Source organism: Tessaracoccus bendigoensis DSM 12906, from assembly GCF_900141915.1.
GTDB lineage: Bacteria > Actinomycetota > Actinomycetes > Propionibacteriales > Propionibacteriaceae > Arachnia > Arachnia bendigoensis.
Map to the genome: position 1 here is coordinate 17,439 of NZ_FQZG01000004.1, position 22,845 is coordinate 40,283.

General features: G+C 66.4%; 19 protein-coding genes and 2 tRNA genes. 14 read left to right on the forward strand and 7 right to left on the reverse strand.

The window, feature by feature from the left end; all coding sequences use genetic code 11:
* Window positions 1-75: 75 nt before the first annotated feature.
* Entirely contained in the window at window positions 76-1,128 is a 1,053-nt protein-coding gene (locus BUC15_RS00650; protein ID WP_073185441.1) for a 3-isopropylmalate dehydrogenase, read from the reverse strand.
* A gap of 129 nt (window positions 1,129-1,257) precedes the next feature.
* Between BUC15_RS00650 and cimA the strand changes: the two genes are divergently transcribed.
* From cimA to BUC15_RS00695, 8 genes are all read left to right on the forward strand, one after another.
* A complete protein-coding gene (gene cimA / locus BUC15_RS00655) occupies window positions 1,258-2,838 on the forward strand; it encodes a citramalate synthase (protein WP_073185443.1) in 1,581 nt (526 codons plus the stop codon).
* A 33-nt stretch (window positions 2,839-2,871) separates the two neighbouring features.
* Window positions 2,872-3,675 carry a fumarylacetoacetate hydrolase family protein gene (locus tag BUC15_RS00660; protein ID WP_073185446.1) on the forward strand — a complete coding sequence of 268 codons (804 nt, stop codon included), beginning with the start codon at window positions 2,872-2,874 and terminating at the stop codon, window positions 3,673-3,675.
* Entirely contained in the window at window positions 3,672-4,595 is a 924-nt protein-coding gene (locus tag BUC15_RS00665) for a CPBP family intramembrane glutamic endopeptidase (RefSeq protein WP_139280037.1), read from the forward strand. Before BUC15_RS00660 ends, BUC15_RS00665 begins: the two co-directional genes overlap by 4 nt.
* An 82-nt stretch (window positions 4,596-4,677) precedes the next feature.
* Window positions 4,678-4,749 (forward strand) — tRNA-Gln (locus BUC15_RS00670).
* A 28-nt stretch (window positions 4,750-4,777) separates the two neighbouring features.
* A tRNA-Glu gene (locus BUC15_RS00675) sits at window positions 4,778-4,850 on the forward strand.
* 634 nt (window positions 4,851-5,484) lie between these two features.
* A complete protein-coding gene (locus BUC15_RS18940) occupies window positions 5,485-6,093 on the forward strand; it encodes a hypothetical protein (protein WP_084189238.1) in 609 nt (202 codons plus the stop codon).
* A gap of 467 nt (window positions 6,094-6,560) precedes the next feature.
* The gene (locus BUC15_RS00690) at window positions 6,561-7,025 is read left to right on the forward strand and encodes a PKD domain-containing protein (RefSeq protein ID WP_073185454.1); all 465 of its coding nucleotides are present in this window, start codon (window positions 6,561-6,563) and stop codon (window positions 7,023-7,025) included.
* Between the two features lie 74 nt (window positions 7,026-7,099).
* Window positions 7,100-7,900, forward strand: a complete 801-nt coding sequence (locus tag BUC15_RS00695) for a siderophore-interacting protein (protein ID WP_073185456.1) — start codon at window positions 7,100-7,102, stop codon at window positions 7,898-7,900.
* Between the two features lie 103 nt (window positions 7,901-8,003).
* On the opposite strand, the gene BUC15_RS00700 is transcribed toward BUC15_RS00695, so the two are convergent.
* Window positions 8,004-8,729 carry an IclR family transcriptional regulator gene (locus BUC15_RS00700; RefSeq protein WP_073185458.1) on the reverse strand — a complete coding sequence of 242 codons (726 nt, stop codon included), beginning with the start codon at window positions 8,727-8,729 and terminating at the stop codon, window positions 8,004-8,006.
* A gap of 104 nt (window positions 8,730-8,833) precedes the next feature.
* Here BUC15_RS00700 and leuC point away from each other — a divergent pair, with 104 nt between their 5' ends.
* The 3 genes from leuC to BUC15_RS00715 all read left to right on the forward strand — a co-directional run bounded on the left by leuC (window position 8,834) and on the right by BUC15_RS00715 (window position 12,035).
* Complete coding sequence (gene leuC, locus BUC15_RS00705; RefSeq protein WP_073185460.1) at window positions 8,834-10,231, forward strand: 3-isopropylmalate dehydratase large subunit; 1,398 nt, start codon at window positions 8,834-8,836, stop codon at window positions 10,229-10,231.
* A 13-nt stretch (window positions 10,232-10,244) separates the two neighbouring features.
* A complete protein-coding gene (gene leuD, locus BUC15_RS00710) occupies window positions 10,245-10,850 on the forward strand; it encodes a 3-isopropylmalate dehydratase small subunit (RefSeq protein WP_073185462.1) in 606 nt (201 codons plus the stop codon).
* A 141-nt stretch (window positions 10,851-10,991) separates the two neighbouring features.
* Window positions 10,992-12,035 carry a hypothetical protein gene (locus BUC15_RS00715; protein ID WP_139280038.1) on the forward strand — a complete coding sequence of 348 codons (1,044 nt, stop codon included), beginning with the start codon at window positions 10,992-10,994 and terminating at the stop codon, window positions 12,033-12,035.
* Window positions 12,036-12,065: 30 nt separating this feature from the next.
* Here the strand turns inward: BUC15_RS00715 and BUC15_RS00720 are convergent, their stop codons facing one another.
* From BUC15_RS00720 to nadA, 5 genes are all read right to left on the reverse strand, one after another.
* Window positions 12,066-12,692 (reverse strand): PepSY domain-containing protein, encoded by a 627-nt coding sequence (locus tag BUC15_RS00720; RefSeq protein WP_073185466.1) that lies wholly within the window; start codon window positions 12,690-12,692, stop codon window positions 12,066-12,068.
* 51 nt (window positions 12,693-12,743) lie between these two features.
* Window positions 12,744-13,172 (reverse strand): hypothetical protein, encoded by a 429-nt coding sequence (locus BUC15_RS00725; RefSeq protein ID WP_073185469.1) that lies wholly within the window; start codon window positions 13,170-13,172, stop codon window positions 12,744-12,746.
* A 993-nt stretch (window positions 13,173-14,165) separates the two neighbouring features.
* On the reverse strand, window positions 14,166-15,029 hold the full coding sequence (nadC, locus tag BUC15_RS00730) for a carboxylating nicotinate-nucleotide diphosphorylase (protein ID WP_073185471.1): 864 nt from the start codon (window positions 15,027-15,029) through the stop codon (window positions 14,166-14,168).
* Entirely contained in the window at window positions 15,026-16,651 is a 1,626-nt protein-coding gene (nadB, locus tag BUC15_RS00735) for an L-aspartate oxidase (RefSeq protein WP_073185473.1), read from the reverse strand. The genes nadC and nadB overlap by 4 nt, the downstream gene beginning before the upstream one ends.
* A complete protein-coding gene (gene nadA, locus BUC15_RS00740) occupies window positions 16,648-17,661 on the reverse strand; it encodes a quinolinate synthase NadA (RefSeq protein ID WP_084189239.1) in 1,014 nt (337 codons plus the stop codon). The genes nadB and nadA overlap by 4 nt, the downstream gene beginning before the upstream one ends.
* Window positions 17,662-17,722: 61 nt before the next feature.
* Between nadA and BUC15_RS00745 the strand changes: the two genes are divergently transcribed.
* The 3 genes from BUC15_RS00745 to glf all read left to right on the forward strand — a co-directional run bounded on the left by BUC15_RS00745 (window position 17,723) and on the right by glf (window position 22,835).
* Window positions 17,723-18,439, forward strand: coding sequence for an NUDIX hydrolase (locus BUC15_RS00745; protein WP_073185475.1), 717 nt, complete (start codon window positions 17,723-17,725; stop codon window positions 18,437-18,439).
* Window positions 18,440-18,675: 236 nt separating this feature from the next.
* Entirely contained in the window at window positions 18,676-21,588 is a 2,913-nt protein-coding gene (locus BUC15_RS00750; RefSeq protein ID WP_073185477.1) for a glycoside hydrolase family 3 protein, read from the forward strand.
* A 101-nt stretch (window positions 21,589-21,689) separates the two neighbouring features.
* Window positions 21,690-22,835, forward strand: a complete 1,146-nt coding sequence (glf, locus tag BUC15_RS00755; RefSeq protein WP_425443319.1) for a UDP-galactopyranose mutase — start codon at window positions 21,690-21,692, stop codon at window positions 22,833-22,835.
* The last annotated feature ends 10 nt before the right edge of the window (window positions 22,836-22,845 follow it).

Here is a 22,845-nt window from a genome sequence, read left to right on the forward strand (position 1 = left end):
GCAGCAGCCCGGAGAGGGCGGGGTACAGCTTCCGGCCCGCATCCGATTGTGGGATGCGGGCCGGATCGAGTCGTGTCAGGCGAGTCGCGCCGCGATCCTGTCGCCGGTCTCGACCGTAGAGAACCTCTGGCCGCCACGCTCGGTGATGTCGGCCGAGACGGCGTCGTCCACCCGCTTCGCGAGGTCGGCGTGACCGAGGTGGTCCAGCAGCAGCGCCATCGACGAGATGGCCGCCGTCGGGTCGGCGATGCCCTGCCCTGCGATGTCGGGTGCCGAGCCGTGGACCGGCTCGAACATCGAGGGGAACTCGCCGCTGGGATTGATGTTGGCGGAGGCGGCCAACCCGATGCCCCCGGTGACGGCGGCGGCCAGGTCGGTGACGATGTCGCCGAACAGGTTGTCTGTCACGATCACGTCGAACTGGGATGGGTCGACGACCATGGCGATCATGGCCGCGTCGATGTGCAGGTATCTGCGCTCGACGTCGGGGAACTCCTCGCCGACCTCATTGAACACGCGGTTCCACAGCGAGCCCGCGTTGACCAGCACATTGTGCTTGTGAAGGAGGGTCAGCTGCCTGCGGCGGGCCTGAGCGCGGTGGTAGGCGTCGCGCACGACCCGCTCGACGCCGAAGTAGGTGTTGACGGAGACCTCGGTGGCCAGTTCGTGCGGCGTGCCGATGCGCACCGCGCCTCCGTTGCCGCAGTAGAGCCCCTCGGTGCCTTCACGGACGACGACGAAGTCGACCTCGCGGCCCTCGAACACCCTCGGCGCCAGCGGCGTCGGAACACCCGGGTACAGCTTTGAGGGGCGCAGGTTGATCCCGTGGTCGAATGCGAAGCGCAGCTTCAGCAGCAGGCCGCGTTCCAGTAGGCCACTGGGGATCGCCTTGGAGCCGGGTGCGGCTCCGATGGCGCCAAGGACGATCGCGTCGAACCCCTTCAACTCCTCGAGCACGGTGTCGGGGAGCACCTCACCGGTGCGCTGCCAGTGCTCGGCGCCGAGGTCGTAGTGCGTGAAGTCGAATGCGTCCGGTCCAGCGACGGCGGTCAGCGCCTTGAGCGCCTCCGCCGTCACCTCTGGGCCGATCCCGTCGCCGCCGATGACGGCAATCCTGGCTGAAGTCATGGCGGAACCCTACGCGAGCCGTGCGAGGGCGGGGCGCCCGTCTCAGGTGTCCGTCCACTGGCTGAGACGCCCGCACCTGTTCCGGGCGGCGTATCCTCGGGCAGAGTTTTCCGATCAACTGGAGTGACAATGCCGACGCTGCCCCAGCAACCCGCCGAGTTCCACGTGTTCGACACCTCCCTGCGCGACGGTGCGCAGCAAGAGGGGCTACACCTGTCCGTTCCCGACAAACTGAAGATCGCGGGATACCTTGACGAACTGGGCGTCACCTTCATCGAGGGCGGCTGGCCCGGCGCCAACCCGGCCGACACCGAGTTCTTCCGCCTTGCAAAGGACCTGGGGCTGAAGAACTCGAAGCTGGTCGCATTCGGGGCCACCAGGAAGGCTGGCGCGAAGGCATCGGAGGATGCCCTCACGCAGGCGCTGGTGGATGCGGGCACCGACTACATCTGCATCGTCGCCAAGTCGCACGAGGACCACGTGCGCCGCGCGCTTCGCACCACCCTCGAGGAGAACCTCGAGATGATCACCGACACCGTCACGTTCCTGCGTTCGCAGGGCAAGCGCGTCTTCGTCGACGCCGAACACTTCTTCGACGGCTACCGTGCGCACCCCGAGTACGCGATCAAGGTCGTGCAGACGGCCCACGACGCGGGTGCCGAGGTCGTCGTCCTGTGTGACACCAACGGCGGCATGCTGCCCAGCTGGATCGGAGACATCGTCCGGGCCGCCGCGGAAACGGGCGCAAATCTGGGCGTCCACGTCCACAACGACACCTCCTGCGCCGTGGCGAACACCGTCGCCGCCGTCGAAGCCGGCGTCATGCACATCCAGGGCACCTTCAACGGCTACGGCGAGCGCACCGGCAACGCCGACCTGTCGGCTGTGATCCCGAATCTCCAGCTCAAGTTCGGTTGGCAGGTGCTGCCGCCTGAGCAACTCGCCGAGCTCACACGGGTGGCGCATGCGATCGCGCTGGTGGCGCATCAGCCCCTGCTTGGCCGGCAGCCCTACGTCGGGCAGTCCAGCTTCGCGCACAAGGCCGGGCTGCACGCCTCCGCCATCAAGGTGGACGAGAACCTGTACCAGCACATCGACCCCGCCCTAGTCGGCAACGACATGCGGATGCTGATCTCCGACATGGCAGGCCGCGCCAACATCCAGATCAAGGGCGAACAACTCGGGTTCGACCTGAACGACCGCGAGTTGGCAGCCAGGATCACCGAGGTCGTCAAGGCCAGGGAATCCGAGGGGTACTCGTACGAGTCGGCCGACGCGAGCTTCGAGATGCTGCTGCGTGACCAGTTGGACGTCCTGGAGTTGCCGTTCACGGTCGACTCGTGGCGGGTTTTCACCGAGGAACGGGACGGCACCAACATCTCCGAGGCGACCGTCAAGCTGACTGCGAAGGACGCCCGCCAGATGGTGGTAGGGGAGGGCAACGGCCCGGTCAACGCCCTCGACGGCGCACTGCGGGCCGCGCTCATCCCCGCCTACCCGCAGGTCGCCGACTTCGAGCTCACCGACTACCGGGTGCGCATCCTCGACGAGGGCTACGGCACCGATGCGACGGTGCGGACGCTGATCGACACGTCCTTCGACGGCCACACCTGGACCACGGTCGGTGTCGGCACCAACGTCATCGAGGCCTCGTGGGAGGCGCTCTCCGACGCGTTGGCCTACGGGATCATCACCAAACTGGCCGACTGACGCTTCCCGGCCCGGGCGACTACGCTGGCGCACATGCGCATAGCCCGTTTCGCCCTCGCCGGCCAGGATCCCCAGTACGGGATCATCGAACTCGCCATCGACGGTGGCGACCATCCCGACACGATCGCCACCCTGACGGGCGACCCCCTCGCGGGGGTCGCCGTCAACTACACCGGTGAGCGGCACGAATTGGACGACGTCCGGCTCCTGTCGCCGGTGATCCCGCGGTCGAAGATCGTCGGCGTCGGGAAGAACTACGCCGATCATGCCAGCGAGATGGGCGGTGAGGTGCCAGAGGTGCCGCTGCTGTTCTTCAAGCCCAACACGTCCGTCATCGGACCGAATGAGACGATCATCCGTCCAGAGGGCGTGAACGAGTTGCATTTCGAGGGAGAACTCGCCGTCATCATCGGGCGCATCTGCAAGCAGGTGCCTGTCGAGCGGGTACCTGAGGTGGTGTTCGGTTACACCATCGCAAACGACGTCACTGCGCGTGACTGGCAGCGAGCCGACGGACAATGGACCCGTGCTAAGGGGTCGGACACCTTCCTGCCGCTCGGCCCGTGGGTCAACACCCACCTGACGCTGGAGGAAGTCGGCAAGCTCGACATCGAGACCCGCCTTGGTGACGAGGTGCGCCAGTCGGGTTCGACCTCGCAGATGGTGCGTGGGGTCGCCGAACTCATCGCCCACATCTCCCGGTCGATCACGCTGCTCCCGGGCGACATCATCCTCACCGGAACCCCGGCAGGGGTCGGCGCCATGGAGCCCGGCGACGAGGTACACGTGCAGATAGACGGCCTCGGAACCTTGTCGAACCCCGTCGCTGACCAGTGAGCGAAGTCCCCCGCCTGATGGCGGTTGGCCAACCCGCCGATCCGCCGTCGGGGCTGACCTACCCGCTGGCGCTGCGTCACGGAGGGTCCAGCGGCTTCCAGTCGGTCTTCGGGATCCTGGTCGGGTTCAGCGCGTTTGCGCTGCTTGTGCCGCTGATGAATCAGTTGGTGCTTCGGATCACCCACCTGTTCCGCGGCGGTGACTGGGAGCAGTACCTCGCCGAGGCGGGCAGCTACCGGTTGCCCGAGGGACCGGCCGCGGGTCATCTCGCTCTCGCTCTGCTGATCCCGGTGTCGATCCTGATCGTCCGCTACGTCCAGGGCGTCAGCCCGCGTTGGCTGGCGTCGGTGCAGCCGGGGGTACGGTGGCGATTCCTGCTGATCTGCCTGATGGCCGCCGTGGTGGTGCTCAACGGCGTCCTTTGGTTGTCGTTCGTGACGAAGGGGGTGCCGTCATTCCATTCGGGGGAGAGCGGATGGCTCGGGTTCCTGGCGGTGTTGGTCATTACCTCGCCGTTGCAGGCCGCCGCTGAAGAGGTGTTCTTCCGTGGCTACCTCCTGCAGGCGATAGGGTCGGCAACGGGTCGGCAGTGGGTCGGTGTGGTCGGGTCGGCTCTGGTGTTCGCCTTGCTCCACGGGGGCCAGAACCCTGCGCTTTTCGCGCACCGCTTCGCCTTCGGGCTCGTGGCGGGTGCATTGGTGGTGGTCACGGGGGGTCTGGAGGCGGGCATCGCCGCGCACGCCGTCAACAACGTCGCCGCCTACTGTTACGCGATGTTCACGACGTCGATCGCCGAGTTGAAGACGGTCAGCGCGATCACGTGGGCGGATGCGGCCTGGGACATCGCCGGGTTTGCCGCCTTCGCCGCGGTCGCCTGGTGGCTGTCGAGGAGGATGAGGTTGGCCACGCAAACCCCGTGACGGGCGCCCGGCCGCCGGTTTGTGGGTCGTGGATTCCATGGTGTAGTGTTTCACTTCGTGCCCGGGGGAAACCTTGGGACACAGGGGTATGGGGTAATTGGCAGCCCGACGGTTTCTGGTTCCGTTAGTTCAGGTTCGAGTCCTGGTACCCCTGCGGAAAGTGTTAAGCTCTCCATCGCTAGGGCCCCGTTGTGTAGCGGCCTAGCACGCCGCCCTCTCAAGGCGGTAGCGCGGGTTCGAATCCCGTCGGGGCTACAAGGCAATCGGCCTAGTCAACAACAAGTTGGCTAGGCCGTTACTCTGTCCGGCTATCCGGCATCCCGCACCAGATCCCGCACCAGTCCGGGACGGGTCGCCAAAGCCGCTACCGCGCCGACTCCATCGCATCGGCCACCACGTCGAGCCGATCCCCGAACAGGGGCCGATACAGGGCAACGTCAGCGTCGCCGACTTGTGGGCAAGCATCTGTTGCCGTCCTGCTCGCGTCCTGAAAATCGGCCAGTGGTCGATTCTGGTGTGTCTGGGGTCGAGTATGGGCCACTGCCTTGGTTGGCTGGGTTCGGTCGTCTTTCGTTGGAGTCGCGAGGATCGGCCAGTGGTCGATTTTGGTGTGTCTGGGGTCGAGTATCGGCCACTGCCTTGGTTGGCTGGGTTCGGTCGTCTTTCGTCGGAGTCGCGAGGATCGGCCAGTGGTCGATTTTGGTGTGGCTGGGGTCGAGTATCGGCCACTGCCTTGGGTGCCGTGGCGGGGGGAGGGACTCGGCTGACGCATCCAGGCCTTAATTCTGTGAGCGTCGCGAGGTTATCCACAGATGTCGTGGAGGTGCGGTTGGTTGAGCCCTTCTGTTGGTTCAATGGAGCCTCATCAAGTCTCAAGGTGGAGGTTCGGATGCGTCTTCTTATCGCGGCTCTCGTGTGCGTGGCGGTGTTGGTGGGATGTGGGCCGACTGGGGCGCAGACGCCTTCGCCGAGCCCGAGCCCGAGCCCGAGCGCGCCGAGCGTCACGCCCACCCCCACGCCGAGCCCGTCCCCGACCCCGACCCCGACTCCGACGGCGTTCGCGTCGTTTCCTGCGGACCTGCCGACGGAGGACCCGGAGACGGCTGCGGTGATTGAAGGTTGGCAGGCGTACTGGAAGGTATATGAGAAGTTCGCCGCCGACCCAGCCTCGTTCAAAGACTTCACAGAGACCCAGTACGTGACCACGGGTAAGCAATCGGTCGGGATACTGGACGAACTGGAGCAGATTCGTGAGGCGGGGCTGCGGAGTGACGGCGGGCGTCAGTTCAGAGACATCGATGTGGTGATCAACGATGGGTCGCCCCGGACAGCTGTGGTGAGCTACTGCATGGTCCTGGATTCGCTGCGCGTGGTTGATGCTGAGACCGGTGAGAGGGTAGTCAGGACCGGATCGGTGCTCGAACAGGACACCCTCGAGGAGATGCCAGACGGATCTTGGCGGGTGGCCTTGGTCCGGAACAAGGCGGCGGTGTGTTGAGGCTGGTCCGGCCTGCGTGGCTGATGCTAATCCTGGTGGGGTGGAACTGCTCAGTTTCGCTTGTTGATGGGGCCAGGGCTGCCGCCGATAACGACCCTTGCGGCGGATTGAATACGGTGACAGGGAACTGTGCGTACGAGGTCGCTCAAGCATCGGAATCGTCGGTCGGCTTGCTTCTTGAGGTTCGTGATGATTCCACTCAGCAGACTGTTGGCCCACGAGTCTGCTCCTTCGAAGGCGCAGTCGTCAGGTGTGTGACTGGGCTAGGGGTCTGGAGTTCATATGTGAGCGCGTGGTGCCGCCACTTACCTGATCAGCCTCCGGCCGATAATCCCGTGTGGGCTGGCCGGACCGAGGGGGCGATCTTCGAGTGCGCCCGACCGGGTTTCGATGGGCTTCCCAATCCCGGTGAGTTGACCTGGCACTGGTTACCGGATGCTCCCGGGACCGAGGTTGACCCAGAAGAGATGGCCAGGCGTCTGTTGGCCAGCATCGAGTTCCAGTCTCCGGAGATGGGGATGTTCCCGAAGGGGGATTCGCTCCAACACATGGGTCTCGTGGGGTGGAACATGTGGCTTTGGGCGGCTCCCTCGTCGCAGTTGCAGTGGGGGCCGGTGACGGATTCGATCTCCGAGAGCGGGATCACGGTGACGTTGACGGCAGAGGTCGACAGCATGGAATGGGACATGGGTGACGGCACCACCATCTCCTGCGGTAAGGGCCGGGCCTGGTCGCAGCAGGTGACGGGCGGGCGGAATGTGCCCTCGCCCGAGTGTGGGCACGTCTATAGCGGGGATGGGCGTTACACGGTGACGGCGACGTCGAACTGGGATGTGGAGTGGTCTGGGGGTGGCCAGTCGGGTTCTCTGCCGTTCACGTTGAGCCGTGACGCTGCGGTCGTCGTCGGCGAGATGCAGTCCGTCAACCGGTGAGTGAGGTTTTAGGCATGACAGTCTGACCTATTTGTCGGTAAGGTGTGCCTTACCCGACTCAGGAGGTCCCGGACATGTCGTTCTCCGACGCCCGCAAGGTGCGCGGCCTGTACCGCGCCGAGGTGGCGTCGGCGCGCAGGATCAGCCCGAACTTTGTTCGCGTCACCCTTGCCGGTGACGACCTTGAGCGGCTGCCCCGACACGGGTTCGACCACTGGGTGAGGCTTTTCCTTCCGCATCCCTCGGGCGCTCGGACCGATTTCTCGTCATTGCCCGAGACCTTCGGCGTGGGCGGCTATGTGAAATACCTCCGCCAGAAGTCCGACTCCCGACCAGTGGTTCGCAGCTACACGATCCGGGCCCAACGTGCCCGGGAGATCGATATCGACTTTGTCGCCCACGGGGACGAAGGGCCTGCCGGTTCCTGGGCCCAGCGTGCCACGGCGGGTGAGCCGGTGGCGCTCATCGACCAGGGGCGCGGTTTCGACCTGCCAGATGACGCCGGTTTCCACCTCCTGGTCGGCGACGAGTCCGCGCTTCCCGCAGTTCTCTGCATCCTGCGTGACCTGCCCGCCGACGCCACGGGGCTCGCCATCGTCGAGGTGCCCCATATTGCAGATGCTCAGGATGTCGTCATGCCCGAAGGTGTGGAACTGCGCTGGTTGGTGCGCTCGAACCCGAAGACGATACCTGGGCGCCTCGCGCTGCAAGAACTCCGAGATTTCTCCCCGCCCGATCCGGAGACCGTCGCGGCATTCATCGTGGGGGAGCAGGCACTGGCCACCGGTGGTCGTCGGCACCTCGTGTCGCTAGGTACCCCGAAGCCGCAGATCGAGTTCACGGGTTTCTGGCGCGTCGGCAGAGCAGCCGGCTGACGTCAGGTTCAGGTGTTGCGGCGGGATCCTCCTTCTCGAAGTCGCCGCAGCAAAGCGAGTGGCCCGGTGCTGGACACACCGGGCCACTCATCACTTCCTGATCTCACTCGGGCGCGCCGCTCCTGCGGAGCACCTCGCTCAACCGCTCCGCTGCCGCGAGGACGGCGGGGGCGTGCAGACGACCGGGGGAGCGCGTCAGCCGCTCGATGGGTCCCGAAACTGACACCGCCGCGATCAGCTTGCCCGACGGAGCCAGGACCGGGGCTGAGACAGAGGCCACCCCGGCCTCCCGCTCCGCGACCGACTGAGCCCAGCCTCGTCGGCGCACCGACTGAAGCGTCGAGAGGGTGAAGGAAGCGGTGTCGAGCAGCTTCTCGAGCTTCTCCGGCTCCTCCCAAGCCAGCAGCACCTGCGCAGCCGAACCTGCCGTCATTGAGATCTGCGCCCCCGTCGGCACGGTGTCGCGCAGACCGTGTGGCCGCTCGACGGAGGCGACGCAGACGCGCACATCGCCTTGGCGACGGAAAAGCTGCACTGACTCACCGGTGATGTCCCGGAGCCGCGAAAGGATTGGTCCGGCAGTTGCCAGCAGGGGGTCCTCGCCCGCGGACTCGGCGAGCTCGATCAGCCTCTGGCCGAGTACGAAGCGGCCTTGCAGGTCGCGTCCCACGAAGCGATGATGTTCGAGGGCCACGGCCAGCCGGTGCGCGGTGGGCCGGGCCAGCCCGGTTGCCGTGACCAGGCCTGCGAGCGTCAGAGGATTGTGCTCAAGGGCTGCGAGCACTGCGGCGGCTTTGTCGAGTACGCCGACACCTGAGGTTTCGTCCATATGGTGAGACTAACAGTCCGAATGGTGGACAAGCAAACTGGATCCACGCTCAGTTTGCCCATACTTGACGAAGTTCGTTGGAGACCCTGAAGAAGCGAGGAGCCATGGGGAAGACCCTGAGTGAGAAGGTTTGGGACGCGCACGTCGTCCGTTCGGTCCAGGGTGAGCCTGACCTCCTCTACATCGACCTGCATCTTGTGCACGAAGTGACGAGCCCGCAGGCGTTCGAGGGTCTCCGGCTCGCTGGCCGCCCCGTCCGCCGTCCCGATCTGACGCTGGCGACCGAGGACCACAACACCCCGACCCTCAACATCCTCGCCCCGATCGCCGACCCGGTGTCCAAGAAGCAGGTCGACACGCTGCGGAGCAACGCCAAGGACTTCGGCGTGCGCATCCATTCATTGGGCGACAAGGACCAGGGCGTGGTGCACATCATCGGCCCCCAGCTGGGGGTGACGCAGCCGGGCATGACGATCGTGTGCGGCGACTCGCACACCTCCACGCACGGCGCGTTCGGTGCGCTGGCCTACGGCATCGGCACCTCCGAGGTCGAGCACGTGCTCGCGACCCAGACGCTGCCGCAGGCGAAGCCGAAGACCATGGCGGTCAACATCAACGGTGAACTGCCGGACGGCGTCACGGCCAAGGACATCGTGCTCGCCCTGATCGCGAAGGTCGGCACCGGCGGCGGCCAGGGCTACATCGTCGAGTACCGCGGCGACACCGTCGAGAACCTCTCGATGGAAGGTCGCATGACGATCTGCAACATGAGCATCGAATGGGGTGCCAAGGCGGGCATGATGGCCCCCGACGAGACGACCTTCGCCTACCTCAAGGGTCGCCCGCACGCCCCCGAGGGCGAGGACTGGGACGCCGCCGTCGAATACTGGCGCACTCTGAAGTCAGACGACGACGCCACCTTCGACGTCGAGGTCGACATTGACGCCTCCAAGCTCACCCCGTTCGTCACCTGGGGCACCAACCCCGGCCACGGCGTGCCGCTGGGTGCCACAGTCCCGGCGCCGGAAGACTTCGAATCTGAGGTCGAGCAGGCCACCGCGAAGCGGGCGCTTGAATATATGGCACTGACCCCCGGCACCCCGATGCGCGACATCTACGTCGACACCGTCTTCCTCGGCTCCTGCACCAACGGCCGCATCGAGGATCTGCGCCTGGCCGCTTCGGTTCTGAAGGGGCGCAAGAAGGCCGACTCGATCCGGATGCTGGTCGTCCCGGGTTCGGCCCGCGTACGGCTGCAAGCCGAGGCTGAGGGTCTCGACAAGGTGTTCCTCGACTTCGGTGCGGAGTGGCGCGCCGCTGGCTGTTCGATGTGTCTGGGCATGAACCCCGACCAGTTGGCGCCTGGTGAACGCTCGGCCTCGACGTCGAACCGAAACTTCGAGGGTCGCCAAGGCAAGGGCGGCCGCACCCACCTTGTTTCCCCGGCCGTCGCCGCCGCGACCGCCATCACCGGCCATCTGTCCGCCCCGGCCGATCTCTGAAAAGGACCTGAAGATGGAACCCTTCGCCAACCACACTGGTATCGCGGTCCCGCTGGAGCGCAGCAACGTCGACACCGACCAGATCATCCCCGCCGTCTACCTGAAGCGGATCACCCGCACCGGCTTCGAGGACGGGCTGTTTGCCGCCTGGCGCAACGACCCCGAGTTCGTGCTGAACCGCGAACCGTTCACGGGTGGCACGATCCTGATCCCCGGCCCCGATTTCGGCACCGGCTCGTCTCGTGAGCACGCCGTCTGGGCTCTCCAGAACTACGGCTTCAAGGTCGTCATCGGCACCCGATTCGGCGACATCTTCCGCTCGAACTCGGGTAAGGCCGGCCTGCTCGTTGCGCTGGTCTCCGAGGCCGACCGCGACGCGCTGTGGGAGGCCATCGACGCCGACCCGAACGTCCCGACCACCGTCGACCTGCCCTCGCAGACGATCACGCGCGGTGACCTGAACGTCAAGTTCGAGATCGACGCTTACACGAAACACCGGCTCCTCAATGGGCTCGACGACATCTCGATGACGCTGCAGCACGCCGACGAGATCGCGGCGTTCGAGGCGACGCGCCCGTCCTTCAAGCCGAAGACCCTCCCGGTCCGCACCGCCGGCTGAGCCCAGGTCGCGACCCACGTGCCTCGCGCCGATTGGTGCGGGGCCGTTGCGATTCCTGGGAAGAGATCCCCGCCAGCCACGTCTAGTTGCGTCTAGTTGAACTCAGCACGGTGATGCCCGGTCCCGGGTAGCCTCGAGCCCGTGATGACTGCCGAGCAACTGCTGGCCGGGCCGCGGGGGCGGCGGCTCCTGCTTGGGCTTGCGTTGGAGAGTGACCGAACTTGCGACGATGGGCCGGGTCCCCTGTGGAGCGCGGTCTTCGACGCGTCGTTCCTCATCGCACAGTCCCAGTGTCACTCAGTGTCGCGGTTTGGTTGGGGCGACCTCACCCCGAAGCACACGGAGTTTGACGTCGCCGAAGCTCTGTCTGCGCTGACCCTCGCTCCGGTCACCGATGCACGGCTGTTCGACGCCCTTCAGCGCTCGGTCGATGCGGCGATGTACTGGCAGGAGCCCGACGGCGACGACCTGCTCTGCGCCATTCCGCAGGTCAGCCAGGCACTGATCAGGGTCGCGCGGCATGCGGCCTCTGCGCCTATCCCCGGCTGGTGGAGCGAGCCTGTGGCCCGCGACGATCAATGGGAAGTCGCCTGGGCTGAGGCACCCCTCCAGCAGGACGGCGAGCTCCTGACCTGGCGCGAGGAGGTCGTCAGGGCCGAAGTCGAGGCGCGCGTCAACCTGCCTGCCGACATCACGGCCAACGCTAGCGGCTGCTGGTGGTCGCGCCCGCCGCACTGGCTAACCAGCAGCACCCGCACCACGTCAGACGGGGTTCCCGTCGGAATGCGGCTGGTCGAGGATGGCCTTGGCTGGTCGGAGGCCACCGTGCACAAGCTCGCCGTCCCCGACCATGCTCGGGTGTATGAGGTCGACACCCCGGATGCCTGGGCCAGGTTGTGTCGCGACTTTCCGCTGGAGGTGACCGCGCAGCATCGCCACGACTGGTACCGCACCACCAGGAGGGACGGCGACTGGGTCATCCCCGACTGGTCGGCGGTCGCTGGGAGCTGGTCGGGCATACACCTCACCGTCGCTGCCTACGTGGAAGCGGCGACGACCGCGATCCCGGTGACCGGGCGACTCTCCAGCGTCATCGCGGGATGCGACCCGGACACCACGTGGTGGTTCCCTGGAGTCGTCACCCGTACCGGCGAACAGCGCCCCATCGCGCTTCCCGCAGATTGAGACAGGCCGCGCCGGAGAGGCAGGACGCAGTCAGTCGTCGACTTCCACCTTCAGGACCTCACCGGTGGTGGCGTCCACGTAGATCTCGACGCGACCCCCGGCCTCCGCGCGGACCAGCACCTCCCACACGAGCGTGCCGCGTTCCGTGTCCAGGTCCAGCTCTATGACCTCGCCAGGAGTGTTGCCCAACGCGATCCCGATCGCCTCCGTGGCGCTGATCTGAGGCGCGGTCGACTGGGTCAAGCTCAGGCGGGTGTCGCGGGTGCGCGTCACCTCGCCACTCTGGGCGTCGATCGTCAGTTCGACCCCGGTGCCGTCCTCACGAATCACCGTCACCTCCCAGGCGCGCCGCTCGGCGTCGATCTCCACCACGGCGCCGGGCGAATGCGCAAGAGCTGCCTCGATGGCGCGGGTGGCGTCGAGAGGACCCTCGGGGACGGCGGTCGCCGACGCTTCGTCGGTGGGGGTCGGCGTGCCTTCGGTCGTAGCTGTCGGTGTGCTCTCTGCTGACGGCGAGCCAATCGGGGCAGTCACGCTCGGCGATGTGCCGGTCGGGGAAACCTCAGGTGATGACGGCGTCGAGCAGGCCGTCGGTAGCAGCAGGGCCGCGGCCGCCAAAGAGGTCAGGGCGAGGCTGCTGGGTCGGGTGGTGGGCATTGGGTCCTCCCAGGGCGTCGTCGCGAATTGGGGCGTGCAGCATCGACTGGGTCAGGTTTGCTGCTCTACGGGTTGAGCGAGCAGTCGGCGGACCCCGGCCCGGGCGAGCATCAACACGAGGATCAGGGCCGTTACCGACCAGAAGCCGCCGAGTTTGACGGATTCCCCGAAGAAGAATGCGACCAGTTCCAGGACCACGAACTTGCTTCCAACCAGCGTAAGCCACAGCAACAAGGCTGAGGTCACCTTGCCGAAGGCCGTGGTGGAAGCCTTCATCCTGACCTTGATGCGGTCCTTGATCGCGACGACGACTTCCAGGACGGCCTTCAGCAGCACCGACGTCAGAAGTGACATGGTGAAGGTCTCGGTGATCACCAGCGGTAGGTACTCAGCGGCCAGGTTGAGGACCACTACGTAGACGAACACATCCACCACGTCCGCGGCTGAAGGTCGCCGGTTCCGCTTCTGCTCTGTAGGCATGGTGAAGGTTAACGCCTATCAGGAACGGCTGTCGACGTCAGCCCTCAGCGCACAGTTGGGAGGACCTCAACCCTCGGGCCGGTCACCTTCCCCGAAAATCGACCAGTGGTCGATTCTGATCGGTCTGGGCACGAGGATCGGCCACTGCTCTGGTCACGGCGTGCGTCTGGTGAGCGGTAGGCGGGCTTCCGCCGTCGGCGTTGTCCGAGAATCGACCAGTGGTCGATTCTGCTCCGTCTGGGAGGCAGGATCGGCCACTGCATTGCCATCCGGCCGAGGGGCGCGGCGTCGACGTGTGGGCGTTGGCCGATTCTTCAGGCAAGAGGGGTCAGAAGTGACCAGTGGTCGATTTTGGTCCGTCTGGGCGCGAGAATTGGCCACTGCCTAAGGTGGTACGCCGGGCCGGTACCGCGGCGGATCGGCCATTGGCCGGTCTGAAGCGTCTGGCCCTTCGACATATCGTGGGGTTCCCCCGGGCATCCTGAGCGGGCTCGTCTGTCGGGGGTGCCGTCTCGTCAGTCAGAACACGGCCCTTGGGTCCGACGTGTGCACAAATCTCTCTATACGTGGAGGCAGGTGCCATATGGGGTCGCCTCGACGTATAGAGAGGACTAGGCACGCCACGTCGGGTGACGCGGACTTGGCCGTGACCGAGGTTCGTGTTGTTACCAGCGGTGTTCGACGGTTACCAGCGGTATTGCTGGTCACCTGCTGTATACCGCTGGTGTCGCGCCATACTGCTGGTGTCGACGTCGTATCGCTGGTGTCGAGGTGTTGCGGTCACTGCGGTTTGCGTTGTTACCAGCGATGTTCGACGGTTACCAGCGGTATTGCTGGTCACCTGCTGTATACCGCTGGTGTCGCGCGCTATTGCTGGTGTCGGCGTCGTATCGCTGGTGTCGCGCGCTATTGCTGGTGTCGGCATCGTATCGCTGGTGTCGCGCCATATCGCTGGCGACGGCGACCTTTCCCTGGTGACGCGACCCCGAGACCCTACAGATCCAACCCCAGATCCAGGACAGGCGCCGAGTGCGTCAACGCGCCGACGGCGAGGAAGTCGACCCCCGTCTCGGCGACCTCGCGAGCCCGGTCCAACGTCAACCCGCCACTGGCCTCCGTCCGGACCCCCGCCGCGCGGCAGAGGCCGACAGCGGTGACGGTGTCTGCCGTCGTGAAGTTGTCCAACAGCACCAGATCTGCGCCCACCGAGATCGCCTCGGCGACCTGGGCAAGCGTGTCGCACTCGACCTCGACGGCGACCTCGGGCGCGTGCTGCCGGACGGCCTGGTAGGCGGCGGCGACCGAGCCGGCCGCGGCGACGTGGTTGTCCTTGATCAACGCGGCATCCCCAAGGGCCATGCGGTGGTTCACCCCGCCGCCGCAGACGACGGCGTACTTCTGTAGCGACCTAAGTCCTGGCACCGTCTTGCGGGAGTCACGCACCCTCGCGTCCGTCCCGGAGATCGCCTCGGCCCAGAGCGCGGTCTGCGTCGCCACCCCGGACAGCTGCCCCAGGAAGTTCAGCAGGGTCCGCTCAGCCGTCAGCAGCGTCCGCAGCGGCCCCGAGATCTCGAGGACGGCGTCGTCGGGGGAGACCCGGGACCCGTCCTTGGCAAGCACCTTCGTCGTCACCTCTACCCGTCGGGAGTCGGCGACCTGCCGCAACACCTCAATCGCCACCGGCACCCCTGCGATCGTCCCGGCCTCCCGGGCGACGACGAGCGCGGTGCCGACGGCGTCGGCCGGGACCGTCGCCTCCGTCGTGACGTCGGGGCCGAGGCGCAGGTCTTCGTAGAGAGCCAGGGTGACGAGGCGTCGCATCTCGTCGGTGGAGACGGCTTCGAAGGGGTCGGTCATGCCGCGGTCCTTTCGGTGGGGGTGGGAACGGCGTCGGTCAGTGAGACGCTGCCGGAGGCGTCGAGGCCGACCGCGATCCGACGCACCCAGCCGACGTGGCTCTCGGGATGGTCGAGGCGACGGTGGCAGCCCCGCGACTCGGTGCGGGCTGCGGCCGCTGCCGCGAGCGCGACGGCGCAGAGGTGGAGGTTGGTGGCCGTGAGGGTCTCGTCCGCGATCGGTTCGCCGCCGCCCGGCAGGCTCGCCAGGAGCGCCGACAACTGGCCCAGGCCGTGGGCGGACCGCTCAACGAACGCGTGCCGCTGCATCGCCTGCTTGAGGCCAGCGACGGCGCCGCTCGAGATGGTCGCGGTGGCGGGCCGATCAACAGGCAGCCCCGGGCGCGGCAGCGGTCCCTCGGTAAGCAACCGGCCGACCCTGTCACCGGCGACCAGGGCCTCCGTCAACGAGTTCGAGGCCAGTCGGTTCGCGCCCTGCACCCCGGTTGCCGCCACCTCGCCGACGGCGAACAGGCCAGGTACCGAGGTGCGGCCGTCGAGGCTGGCCGCGACTCCACCACACGAGTAATGCGCCGCGGGGTGGATAGGGATTGGGGAGCCGATCGGGTCGACGCCGCGCCCCCGGCAGAGCTTCAGGATGCCCGGGAAGCGTTCCTCCCAGACGGCCGCCCCGAATGCGGTCGCATCCAGGAAGGCGTACGGTTCCCCGGTCTCGCCCAGGTGCGCCATGATCGCGGCCGACACGACGTCGCGCGGCGCGAGGTCGGCCAGAGGGTGTCGGCCCGCCATGATCCTGGTGCCCAAACCGTCTACGAGGAAGGCGCCCTCGCCACGGACGGCCTCGCTGATCAGCACCCCGCGCTCGGTGGCGGCGTCGTCGGCAAGCACGGTCGGGTGGAACTGCATGAACTCGACGTCGCGGGCCACGGCCCCTGCCCGCAGCGCCGCGGCGAGGCCGTCTCCGGTGGCTCCTGTCGGGTTGCTGGTCACGGGCCACAACTGCCCGATCCCGCCGCTGGCAAGCACGACGGCGTCGGCCAACAGGTCGGAGATCGCCCCATCGGCGTGCAGGAGTCGCACCCCGCAGGCACGCCCATTGGCGTCCGTCAGGATGTCGACCAGCCGGGTGTCCTCTCGGACAGTCGTGTTCGACCCTTCAAGCCCGCTTCGGAGCGCTTCCCACAGCGTGCGCTCCACCTCCGCGCCGGAGGAGTCGCCGTCGGCGTGGATGATGCGCCTGGCGCTGTGCCCGCCCTCCAGATGCAGGTCCAGTTCCCCGGACGGGGCGAGGTCGAAGCGTGCCCCCAGTGCGATGAGACGGCGGATCGCGCCCGGCGCGGAGGCGACCAGGTCGCGCACGGCGGCTTCGTCGCAAAGCCCCGCACCAGCGGTGAGGGTGTCGGCGACATGGGCTTCAAGCGTGTCGGCGTCGTCCCAGACGGCGGCCAGGCCACCCTGCGCCCAGTCGGTGGCCGAATCGGTGACCCGACCCCTGGTAACCGCCACACAGTCGACGCCCGCGGCGGCAAGGTGAAGCAGCGCGGACAGGCCGGCTGCCCCGGTGCCGACGACGACGACCCCGGTGTGCCCGGTGGCCACGGGAGCCTCGGTGACGAGCCTCATTCCCCACCGCCCGGGTTGCCGATGGCCACCATCTTCTCCACCGCCTTGCGTGCCGCGGCCGCGATGTCCGGGGGCACGTCGACCTCGTACTCGCTGGTCAGCGCGGGCTCACCGAGGCAGGCCTCGATCTTCTCCGGCGTCGTCAGCTTCATGTAAGGGCAGGCCGCGCGCGGGTTGACGGCCTCGAACACGGTCGACGGGTTGGCCCGCCGCAGCTGGTGCAACATGCCGATCTCGGTGGCGACCAGCACCTTCGATGACATCTCCCGCCTCGCGGCCTCCAACATCCCGCCGGTCGACAGGATGTGGGTTCGCTCTTCGGGCAACTGCCCGCTGCCTGCCAGCCACAGCGCGCTCGTGGTGCAGCCGCATTCGGGGTGCACGTACAGGTCTGCGTCAGGGTTGGCGCCGACGGCGTCGATCAGATTGGACGGCGAGATGTCGGCGTGCACGTGGCACTCACCCAGCCACACCTGGATGTTCTTGCGGCCAGTGACACGACGCACGTGCGCGCCGAGGAACTGGTCGGGCAGGAACAGGATCTCGCGGTCCTCGGGGATGGAACGCACCACCTCGACCGCGTTGCTGCTGGTGCAGCAGATGTCGGTGAGCGCCTTGACCTCGGCGGTCGTGTTGACATAACTGACGACGACGGCTTCAGGGAACTGGCGCTTCCACTCGAGAAGCTGCCCGGCGTCGATGGTGTCGGCGAGCGAGCATCCAGCGGCCTGATCGGGAATCAGCACGCGCTTCTCGGGGGAGAGGATCTTGGCCGTCTCGGCCATGAAGTGGACCCCCGCGAAGACGATCGTGGAGGCGCCCGACGATGCGGCGATCCGAGACAGTGCCAGGGAGTCGCCGACGTGGTGCGCGACGTCCTGGATGATCGGCGCCTGGTAGTTGTGCGCCAGGATCACGGCGTCGCGCTCGACGGCGAGCGCGTGGACGCGCGTCTGCCACTCTGCGATGTCGGTAGGGCCCCACAGGGCCGAGTCCTGCATGACGGTCATCTATCGCTCCTCGCGGTTATCGCCTCTCAGGCGGAAACTTGGTCAAGGGTAACATTCAGGCATGACGAGAGACCAAATCCGGGACGCCGACGGGGTCGCGCTCTACCGGCATGAGGCCATCGCCGCGGTCCTTCAGGTGCGTCGCGTCGACGACGTCGAGCGGCTGACCGTGCTGCTGTCGCGTCGCCGTGACGAGCCGTTCGCCGGGCTGTTCGCGTTGCCCAGCGGAGCCGTCGAGACCGGAGAGGCGCTCGACGCCGCAGTCCTGCGGCACCTGGCGGCCAAGGTCGATGTCTCAGGGGTGACACACCTGGAGCAGCTCGGCACCCGCTCCGACCCTGGCAGGGACCCGGCCCAGCGCACCATCGCGACGAGCTACCTGGGGCTCGTGCCCACCTCAAGTGACCCGGCACTGCCCGAACGGGCCCGCTGGGAGCCGGTCGACGCCCTCCCCGCGTTGGCCTTCGACCACGGCATCGTCGTGGCCGAGGCGGTGGAGCGGCTACGGGCCAAGCTCAGCTACACGAATCTCGGCTTCGCGCTGATGCCGACCGAGTTCACCATCGCCGAGTTGCGCGAGGTCTACGTCGCGGCGCTCGGCCACGATGTCGCCCCGACCAACCTGCAGAGGGTGCTCACCCGGCGAGGGCAGTTGGTGCCCACCGGCGAGCTGAGCAGGGCCGGTACCCGGGGAGGGCGCCCGGCCCGGAGGTTCCGGTTCGCCGAGGCGAGCCTGATCGTGACCGACCCATTCGCCGTGCTGCGGCCCGAAGGCTAGCCGGCCCGTCCGATTATGGAACCAAACGCACCGATCATGCCTCCCAGGCGTTGCCCCGCCCCCTTCCGCTGGTGGACTGAATCCAGATAAACGACTGGATGCGGGAGTGAGCCCGGTGGATGTCCGGTCAACGCACTGGAGCGATCGGCTTGAAAGTCAAAGACGGTCCAACTCCGGCGCCGCGGGTGAGATCCCGCGGTGTGTGCACTGGTTCTGTACAGAGAGGTACTTGGTCGATGCTAGACATCAACATGGCGGACGTGGTGGCAGTGGTCAACTCGGTCTTGCCGCAGCTGATCACGATCGGGGTGGTGCTGCTGCTGGCGATTATCGCCACCATCGCGGTGCGGAAGCGCCCACGGCCCACACGGAAGTTCTTCCGCGCTCAAACCTGGATCGCAGCGCTGCTGGTAGCCGCGATCGCGGTCACCACGATGCTCTACGGCGGGCTGCGTAACATGCTCGACCTGGCCTCGGGTGCCGGCGTTCTCAGCCAGGAATGCGCCGACGCGGCCACCGAACTCGGCCAACAGGTCGCCGACGAAGGCATGGTGCTCCTGAAGAACGAGGCAGGCACCTTGCCGCTGGCGGCCACCACCAAGCTGAACGTGTTCGGTTGGGGTTCGACGAACCCCGTCTACGGCGGCACCGGTTCTGGCTCGCTCTCGGCAGACAGTGAACTGACCTCGCTGCTCGACGGACTGCACCACGCAGGGCTGGAGACGAATGACGAGCTTTCGCAGTTCTACACCGACTACCGGGCCGACCGTCCCGAGGTCGGCATGTTCGCCGCAGACTGGACACTGCCGGAGCCGCCGGCAAGCACCTACCCGGAGGAACTCCTCACCGGGGTGCGTGACTACTCCGACACCTCGGTGGTCACGATCGCACGCACCGGCGGTGAAGGCTTCGACCTGCCGCAGGACGTCAACGGTGAGGTGGCCGACACCGGGCAGTTCAGCTTCACGGAGAACTCCACCGAGTACAACGACTTCGCCGACGGCGAAGGGCTGCTGGAGCTGACCCGCTCCGAGAAGGACATGCTCGACCTGGCCAAGCAGAACTCCGACACCGTCGTCGTCGTCTACAACGGCGCCAACGCGATGGAACTCGGTGACCTGGCCGACGACCCAGACGTGGACGCCATCATCTGGGCGCTCCCTCCAGGCCAGGTGGGCTTCGATGCGCTCGGGCGGATCATCGTCGGTGACGTCAACCCCTCGGCCAAGACGCCCGACACCTTCGTCCGCGACCTCAGCGCGACGGCGACGTCGAACAACTTCGGCTCCTTCAACTACACCAACATGGACGAGTTCAAGCAGCTGTCCCCCTTCGGGACGGACCTGGAGACCGTTCCGGCCTTCGTCAACTACGTGGAGGGCATCTACGTCGGATACCGCTATTGGGAGACCGCGGCGGCTGAAGGGGTCGTCGACTACGACGCCGCGGTGCTCTACCCGTTCGGCTACGGATTGTCCTACACCTCCTTCGCGCAGGAAATGGGGCAGGTCAGCTACGCCGACGGCACCGTCTCGTTCGACGTCGTGGTGACCAACACGGGCGACGTTGCGGGCAAGGATGTGGCCCAGGTCTACTTCACCCCGCCGTATACCAACGGTGGCATCGAGAAGGCAGCGGTCAACATGGTCGACTACGCCAAGACGGAGATCCTCGAGCCCGGAGCGTCCCAGACCCTGAGCTTCGAGTTCAGCGACGAGGAACTGGCCTCCTATGACGCACAGGACGCCGAGGCCTACGTCCTGGAAGCCGGCGACTATGACATCTCGCTGCGCTCCGATTCCCACACAGTCATCGACACCGAAACGATCAGCGTGGCCGACACCGTGACCTACGACAGTGCGGACAACACGCACGGCGGCGACCAGATCGTGGCGACCAACCAGTTCGGAGCTGCTCTGGGTGAGGACATCACCTACCTGTCACGTGCAGACGGCTTCGCCAACCGCGAGCAGGCGCTCGCGGCACCGACCTCCTTCGAGATGTCGGATACGTTGAAGGCGCAGTTCGTCGCCAACGACACCTTCGATCCGACCGAGTTCAACAACGACTCCGACGAGATGCCCACAACCGGCGCCGACAACGGCCTGGTGCTGGGGGACCTCGCCGACGCCGACTATGACGACCCGCGCTGGGACGACCTGCTCGACCAGATGACCTTCCAGGAGATGGACAACCTCATCGCCAACGGCGGCTACAAGACCACCGCGGTGAACTCCGTCGGGAAGATCCTGACGGTTGACGTCGACGGTCCGGCTGCACTGAACAACAACTTCACCGGCGTCGGCTCGATCGGGTTGCCAGTGAGCGTCGCGGTGGCAGCGTCCTTCAACAAGGACCTGGCACACCACTTCGGCACGGTCATCGGCGAGATGGCCCACGACATGGAGGTTGCTGGCTGGTACGCCCCCGCGATGAACATCCACCGCAGCGCCTACGCTGGCCGAAACTTCGAGTACTTCTCCGAGGACCCGGTGCTTTCCGGCAACCAGGCCGCTCAGGAAGTCGTCGGCGCGAGGGAACTGGGTGTCTACGCGTTCATCAAGCACTTCGCATTGAACGATCAGGAGACCAACCGCACCAACATGCTAACCACCTGGTCTGATGAGCAGGCCATCCGCGAGATCTACCTCCGCCCGTTTGAGATCGCCGTCAAGGACGGCGGCGCCCAGGCCGTCATGAGCGCGTTCAACTACGTCGGCCCCGTCTATGCTGGCGCGACACCGGAACTGTTGAACACCGTACTCCGAGACGAGTGGGGATTCCGCGGAATGGTTCTCACCGACTACTTCGGTGGGTACGGCTACCAGAACGCCGACCAGATCATCCGGGCCGGTGGCGACCTGATGCTGGCCACCGTCGACATGGGCGTCAACCACCTCCAGGACGACTCGGCCACGTCGGTGATCGCCGCGCGGCAGGCGTCGAAGAACATCCTGTTCACCGTCGCGAACTCCTGGATCTACGCCGATGGCCAGCCGGAGTCGACACCGGCGACGTGGGAGTACATCGCCTGGAGCGCCCTGGCGGTGTTGGGGCTTGGCGTGATCGCACTTGAGGTCGTGACCATCCGGCGCTTCCAGCGCAGGCGTGCCGAAGCCGCCGATCAAACGGTCGCTCAGGCTGAGTAGAAGCCTCCTTCCAAGAGATGGGGCGTCGCGCAAGCGGCGCCCCACCTTGGCGTCACGGACCTGTACCGTATCCATGACCCGGAATGAGAGGACGAGTCGTCGTGGATCTGCTGGTTGTGGGCTCCGGATTGTTCGGATTGACCATCGCGGAACGGGCCGCGGCGGAGCTCGGTCTGAGGGTGGGAGTAGTCGAGTCCCGTCAGCACGTCGGGGGTAACGCCTGGAGCAGCATCGACCGCGACACCGGAATCGAGGAGCACCGCTACGGCGCGCACATCTTCCACACCTCCAACGAGAAGGTGTGGGGCTACGTCAACCGGTTCACGAGTTTCACCGACTACACACACCACGTGTACGCCAGGCACCGCGGCGAGGTTTACCCGCTGCCCATCAACCTCGCCACGATCAACCAGTTCTTCCACACCTCGCTTGGGCCGGGCGAGGCACGGGCCATGATCGAAGCCCAGGCCGATCTGGGCTCGGACGCGAACCCGGGCAACCTCGAGGACAAGGCCATCTCTCTGATCGGCCGACCCCTCTACGAGGCCTTCATCCGGGGCTACACCGCAAAACAATGGCAGACCGACCCCCGCCAGCTGCCCGCCGAGATCATCACCCGGCTTCCGGTGCGCTACACCTACGACAACCGGTACTTCAACGACACGCATCAGGGGATGCCAACGCAAGGCTACGGAGCCTGGCTCGAACGCATGGCGACCCATCCCCTGATCGACGTGCATCTGGGCGTCGACTTCCTCGATCCGAACCAGCCCCTCAGCCGGTCTGCGGCCGTGGGGCAGGTACCTGTCGTCTACACCGGCCCGATCGACCGGTACTTCGATCACCGATTCGGTCGACTCGGATGGCGGACGGTGGAGTTCGAACGGCAGGTCCTGCCGGTCGACGACCATCAAGGCACGGCGGTGATCAACTACTGCGACGAGGATGTAGCGCATACGCGGGTGCTGGAGTTCAAACACTTCCACCCGGAACGTCGGCATCGAAACGACTGCACGCTCATCGCGCGGGAGTTCTCGCGCTTCGCCGGTGCCGACGACGAGGCCTACTACCCCGTGAACACACCCGGCGACCGGCAGATGCTTGACCGCTATCGGGAAGCGGCCGACAAGGAGAGCCGTGTGCTGTTCGGCGGACGCCTCGGTACCTACCAGTACCTCGACATGCACATGGCCATCGGATCCGCGCTCAGCCGGTTCGACAACGTAATACGGGGATGGTTCGCATGAGCCTTCGGCC

Excerpts from the sequence above, each read along its gene's own strand:
- BUC15_RS00720 (WP_073185466.1), bottom strand. The coding sequence starts at position 12,692 with ATGCCCACCACCCGACCCAGCAGCCTCGCCCTGACCTCTTTGGCGGCC.
- BUC15_RS18940 (WP_084189238.1), top strand. The coding sequence starts at position 5,485 with ATGCGTCTTCTTATCGCGGCTCTCGTGTGCGTGGCGGTGTTGGTGGGA.
- BUC15_RS00690 (WP_073185454.1), top strand. The coding sequence starts at position 6,561 with ATGGCCAGGCGTCTGTTGGCCAGCATCGAGTTCCAGTCTCCGGAGATG.
- nadC (WP_073185471.1), bottom strand. The coding sequence starts at position 15,029 with ATGACCGACCCCTTCGAAGCCGTCTCCACCGACGAGATGCGACGCCTC.
- leuC (WP_073185460.1), top strand. The coding sequence starts at position 8,834 with ATGGGGAAGACCCTGAGTGAGAAGGTTTGGGACGCGCACGTCGTCCGT.
- leuD (WP_073185462.1), top strand. The coding sequence starts at position 10,245 with ATGGAACCCTTCGCCAACCACACTGGTATCGCGGTCCCGCTGGAGCGC.
- BUC15_RS00745 (WP_073185475.1), top strand. The coding sequence starts at position 17,723 with ATGACGAGAGACCAAATCCGGGACGCCGACGGGGTCGCGCTCTACCGG.
- cimA (WP_073185443.1), top strand. The coding sequence starts at position 1,258 with ATGCCGACGCTGCCCCAGCAACCCGCCGAGTTCCACGTGTTCGACACC.
- nadA (WP_084189239.1), bottom strand. The coding sequence starts at position 17,661 with ATGACCGTCATGCAGGACTCGGCCCTGTGGGGCCCTACCGACATCGCA.
- BUC15_RS00700 (WP_073185458.1), bottom strand. The coding sequence starts at position 8,729 with ATGGACGAAACCTCAGGTGTCGGCGTACTCGACAAAGCCGCCGCAGTG.
- BUC15_RS00695 (WP_073185456.1), top strand. The coding sequence starts at position 7,100 with ATGTCGTTCTCCGACGCCCGCAAGGTGCGCGGCCTGTACCGCGCCGAG.
- BUC15_RS00725 (WP_073185469.1), bottom strand. The coding sequence starts at position 13,172 with ATGCCTACAGAGCAGAAGCGGAACCGGCGACCTTCAGCCGCGGACGTG.
- nadB (WP_073185473.1), bottom strand. The coding sequence starts at position 16,651 with ATGAGGCTCGTCACCGAGGCTCCCGTGGCCACCGGGCACACCGGGGTC.
- BUC15_RS00650 (WP_073185441.1), bottom strand. The coding sequence starts at position 1,128 with ATGACTTCAGCCAGGATTGCCGTCATCGGCGGCGACGGGATCGGCCCA.
- BUC15_RS00750 (WP_073185477.1), top strand. The coding sequence starts at position 18,676 with ATGCTAGACATCAACATGGCGGACGTGGTGGCAGTGGTCAACTCGGTC.
- BUC15_RS00660 (WP_073185446.1), top strand. The coding sequence starts at position 2,872 with ATGCGCATAGCCCGTTTCGCCCTCGCCGGCCAGGATCCCCAGTACGGG.